This is a genomic window from Moorena sp. SIO3H5 (assembly GCF_010692395.1).
Classification (GTDB): Bacteria; Cyanobacteriota; Cyanobacteriia; order Cyanobacteriales; family Coleofasciculaceae; genus Moorena.
Genome location: NZ_JAAHHS010000509.1, coordinates 1 through 4,857, shown reverse-complemented (window position 1 = coordinate 4,857; position 4,857 = coordinate 1). Strand labels below are relative to the sequence as shown.

3 protein-coding genes are annotated in these 4,857 nt (G+C 40.2%); all 3 read right to left on the bottom strand.

Features of this window, described 5'->3' with window-relative positions; translation table 11 throughout:
• Positions 1–1,748, bottom strand: a 1,748-nt coding sequence (locus F6K52_RS32460; RefSeq protein WP_293088612.1) for a CHASE2 domain-containing protein, incomplete at its 3' end; no start/stop codon positions are given.
• Positions 1,749–2,043: 295 nt separating this feature from the next.
• The gene (locus F6K52_RS32455; protein ID WP_293088610.1) at positions 2,044–3,597 is read right to left on the bottom strand and encodes a DUF1822 family protein; all 1,554 of its coding nucleotides are present in this window, start codon (positions 3,595–3,597) and stop codon (positions 2,044–2,046) included.
• A 69-nt stretch (positions 3,598–3,666) separates the two neighbouring features.
• The coding region (locus F6K52_RS32450) for a hypothetical protein (RefSeq protein WP_293088608.1) at positions 3,667–4,857 on the bottom strand (1,191 nt) is incomplete at its 5' end.

The window sequence follows — 4,857 nt, the reverse complement described above, 5'->3', positions numbered from 1 at the left end:
ATTTCTACATCCCCTGCTGAATTTCTCTTCATCGGCGGGATTCCCTTTTGGGCTAGGTAATTCAGAGCGACTTGAAAACTCAAAGAGCGACTGGTATCACAAGTATCCGAAGAGGTCATCCCTATAAGTTGGCGGCGGATAATATCATCTGGGTCACGAGGCAAATCACTAAAGCCGATCTGTTGTGATGCCATACCCGGTGGTGAAGCGATAGCAGGCTGATCAATACTTTTCATTTGGCACGCCCCAATGAAACGGGGATTTTGCTTCAATTGAGTCGCTAAGTTAGGTTCAAACTCAAAGTCATGATAAATATCTAAGCCAATCACTCGCGGTTGATAAGGGTTGAGTTTCCGCAACAGTTGTGCCAGAGCCCGATCGGATAATGAGGATAATGACCCTTTCGGTGACCAACCCATCTTTTTCTGATACTGAATATCTGGTTCATTCACCGCAATTACTAAAACCCGCTCATCCGGCTTTTCAGGTGGTCGCAGACCCATCAGATGGTCGAAAGCACGTAATTCTGATCCTTGTAACAGCCCTAGCGATCGCATTGTGATCACTGCGATAGTGACCATCAAACTTACCAGTAAAACCCTTGGGAGTGTGGGATTCTCGGGGATTGGATCACGAGTAGGGTCGGGATTTCGGATAAAGTCTTCCCAAGTTGGCGGTTTCAGAGCAGGATTTTGAAATATCACTGGTAACCAACTAGCACAGGGATAGTTATCTTCTACCTCCTCCTGCAATCTTTTCCGAGTTTCCCAAACTGAATCCGATAAGGATTTTTTCTTTGTGGCAAATGCGTTGAGAAAATACGTCAAAAACGTCTGAGCCACCTCATCTGGCACCCGTTCCCGCATTACCAGGGTTGTGGAGATTGGTAAACTAACCAATTCTGCTGCTAATCCTAACCCATCACAGGAATTAAAAATAGCCAATTTTAAACCATTTTTAATCGCATTGCTTAGACCATACTTTAACTCTTCAATAGTTATGCTTTCATCTTCATTGATGTAAAACCGTCCTTGTAAATCATCTTTCTGGGTAAAACTATGACCAGCAAAAAACAATATATCCCACTTTTTATCCCATAATTCATGGCTTAATTGTTTTTTTTGGGGACTGATTAAGGGGAAAATTTCTGCATCCGGTAATTCCTCCTGGAGTAATGCCAAATCTTTCTGGATATCAATCCCGGTGTCATCTCCTAGAATTGCCAATAGTCTGACTTTATTTCTAGATTGGTCGATTTCTGGGGAGGGTAAGGGAAATTCTGACGTACTGAAATTAACCTCAATATCACAATCGGACAAGACATCCCAGAGATGCCAAGGCAGTTGCCAAAGTTTGATATTATTAGTTTGAATAATAAACCGAATTTGGTCATTAGTCGATAAAGATTTTAAGACTTGATCCCGGAAGCGTTGAAACTTTCTATCGGTTGAATTTAGCCAATTATTGATCGCCTCTTCTAAATCATGAGCTGAGTTGATAATTGAATAGTTGGTTATCTGTTCTGAGGGAGCTGTCAGTTTCCGATGTACTTTGATTCTTCCTTGAGCACGATAGCTTAAGAGCCAACTGTTACACAATTGGTTAATCTGAGGTGCTGGCGGTAACCAACCGTCGATTTCTCTGGCCATTAACTTATTTTCATTGGGATCAATCGCAATTTTTAGGATTACCCGAAAGCCCTTTTTAAAATCACCATCAACTATTTTTAATGTTACTAGTTTCGTCATTTTTAATCCCCTACTATTCAATTTATTAAGAGAATTTAGAATTTAGAATTTAGAATTTAGAATTTAGAATTTAGAAGTTAGAAGTTAGAACTCTACATTCTGGCTTCTGCCTTATACATTCTGCCTTATACATTCTGCCTTCTGCCTTCTGCCTTCTAGATTTTGCTTTCTAAATTCTACATTCTGCCTTTTGCCTTTTGCCTTTTGCCTTTTGCCTTTTGCCTTCTAAATTCTACATTCTGCCTTCTTACAGACAACCTTGGCCTTTGGGCAACGCTACCGAATTCAAGATAGCTTAAAGGATAAACTCTTTGGAGAAGCTGGCATATCCCAGTACTATTTTTACCATAAATCTATCCCCCTTTTCACCATTAAACTCTAATTGAATCCAATTATCAGCAGTTCTCGACTGAGCCGACAAGAAAATTTCTTCCTCGTGATCAAGTACTAGCAATTCGAGATTAGGTTTTAGATATTTACTCTTAGTAGGATATACCCGTAAGTGAACATTAATTTCCCCATCTGCTTCAGGTATGAGAGTAACCATAAATGCTACTTTGGTCTCATTGAGTTGCATTTCTAAATCAATTATCTTAACTCGCCTGATCCCAGCTTGGGGATGATTTGGGTCAAGTTTTCCCAAACTGACAGCAGCTTGGCGACGTAAGTCATGATCGTGAGTAGTATTGATAATCTCAGCAAGCAATGCGATCGCCTCTAAGTTACTATGACCAATTTCACCCAATAATTCTATAGCGGGTAAGTTAGTGTCTTTACTGCTATTGGTCTTTATTAGTTTAATAATTGCGGTCACAGCTTCAGGGATATTTTCAGAAAAAGGGGAAGATGCTGAAGAATTATCCTTGAAACTATCTTTCAAACGAGTCGGTTGAGACCGGTAAGCTAAGCTTAAAGTAGGTTCACCATTACGTGCTCGAATTTCCTCAACAGTTTGCCAAGCACCCTCCATAAAATTATCCAGCCATGAGAGTAAAGTTATAGATGGCTTAGGAGAGTCAACTAGGGAACGTTGTTTATATAATTCCTTGCGCCATTTAGAATTTGATACCAGTGCCTGCCACTGAGCAAAAGGAATATCTAGCCTCGGAGAATAAGGAGTTTCCTGGCTCAATTGCTTGATTAACGTTGTTGCTTCATCACAGGATAATCTTGCCATTGGCTTTACTGCCAGTTTGGGACTAGGAGCAAGTTCTTCCGTTACCCACATCACATTCAAATCTTCAATTAAATCTACTGCATCCACAGCGTAGGTTTCATCGATGATGTCATAGTTACCATGATCACGTAACTGTTGATAAGTGGTGTATCCCGACACCTGTAACCAGCATTCTTCTAAATTCAGTTGCATCGCCACATAATAATGACTAGCCCACTCAGGAATATCAATCCACTCTCGCGGTACTCGCAACGCTGTAAACTTGATTTCTTCACTAGGAATTAATACCAGTCGCATCTGGTTTAGCTCAACAGCTGTACCATTCACTACGTCCCAGAAACTTGGTAAATCCCCCAACTCTGGCCATACTAATGCTTTGTTTAGTGGTTTCTTTAGTGGTGTATCTAGTGGTTTGTTTATTGCTTTATCTAGTGCTGTTTCTAGTAAATTTGCTCCTGTTAAATTTGCTTCTGTTAAATTTACTTCTGTGTCCAGATAGCTTAAAAACGTATTCACACAGAGACAATTGAGATACGCTCGCCAACGAGCAGCTTGGTTAGAATAAGGTTGCTGTTGGGTTTGTTGCCATGCTTGTTCTCGTTCTTCTGGGGAGAATTCTATCAACAATTGGTCTGGATATAGGCAAGCTACATCCTCTAAACGTAATTTCATTGACTCCTATCCTTTTTGGTTAATGGTTAATTGGTATTTGGGATATTCGGTGTTTTAACCTTTCACGTTTCAGGTGTCACTTTGCCTAAATTGGTTTTGCCTTTCTCCTGAGCAAGATTGCTCTATTAGTGCCTGATTTTGCTGGAGCCACCGCTCAATAAATTTAGCGATCGCTGGTTTAGCTGATCTAAATTCAATCAATTCTATAGACAAAGTTCTTTCAATCAATACTTCAAATATTGGTTGAATTGTTTCAAGTAAGTTATGGTTTATACTTAGGTTATTTTTTTCTATGTCACCAAGGTCTATTTTGATTGAATTATAAACATTTTGATCATAAATAGTATAAAGAACTTGAGCAAATAATTCTTGACTATCAGCACTTAAATAAGCTTTTAGATAGTTATTGAGATAGTTAGTTTTAGTGGTTTTATCAAGGTGCTGTTTGATGTCTTTTGAGGTGATAGTTGTGTTCATAGCATCCTGAAAATAAAAGGTTACGACTGCTTTCAAAATACGTTTAAAGTAACGTTGAAACTGGCGAGCCACTTGATATTGCTTTTTAAACCCGAAAAGCTCGATAAAATCTTGTTGATTGATGCCTAGACCAAGCCAAAGTCTTAGGGATGTTTGAGCTAGCTGATCTAAAGCCGTAAATTCTTGTAAGATAATAGTCCTAACTTGAGTCAACTCATCCTTTTCTTCCTCTTGGATTACCACCTCCAAAGGATTAGAGGCTATATCAGTAATTTCCCCATACTCATCCAAGGATACTGAATTCCGCTGTTGAGACATCCGCACCGCTTGGATACAAATGGCTAGCATTTCTTCAATGTGCTGTTCCCGTAGGGTGGGCGTAGCCCATGTGCTGTTCCCGTAGGGTGGGCGTAGCCCATGTGCTGTTCCCGTAGCATGGGCGTCGCCCATATCCTGAGTCTCGATTGCTGAGTGCTGTTCGCCTAGGGTGGGCGTAGCCGATATGCTGAGTCTCGATTGCTGAGTGTTAATTGTTGAGTGTTGATTGCTGTTCCCGTAGGGTGGGCGTAGCCCATATGCTGATTGCTGATTGCTGGTTGCTGAGTAACGTATTACTTGTCTTAACCAATCTGAATCACTTCTTTTAGCGTTATTCCTCTTAAAATCAGCACTTTGTAACTCAGAGCTTACGATTTTAGTTAACCGATTTAATTGCTGATTGTAACGAGTAGCAATTTGGTTAAGCTGTTGCTGGCTTAGGAATTTAATTGGGGAGTTATTGCA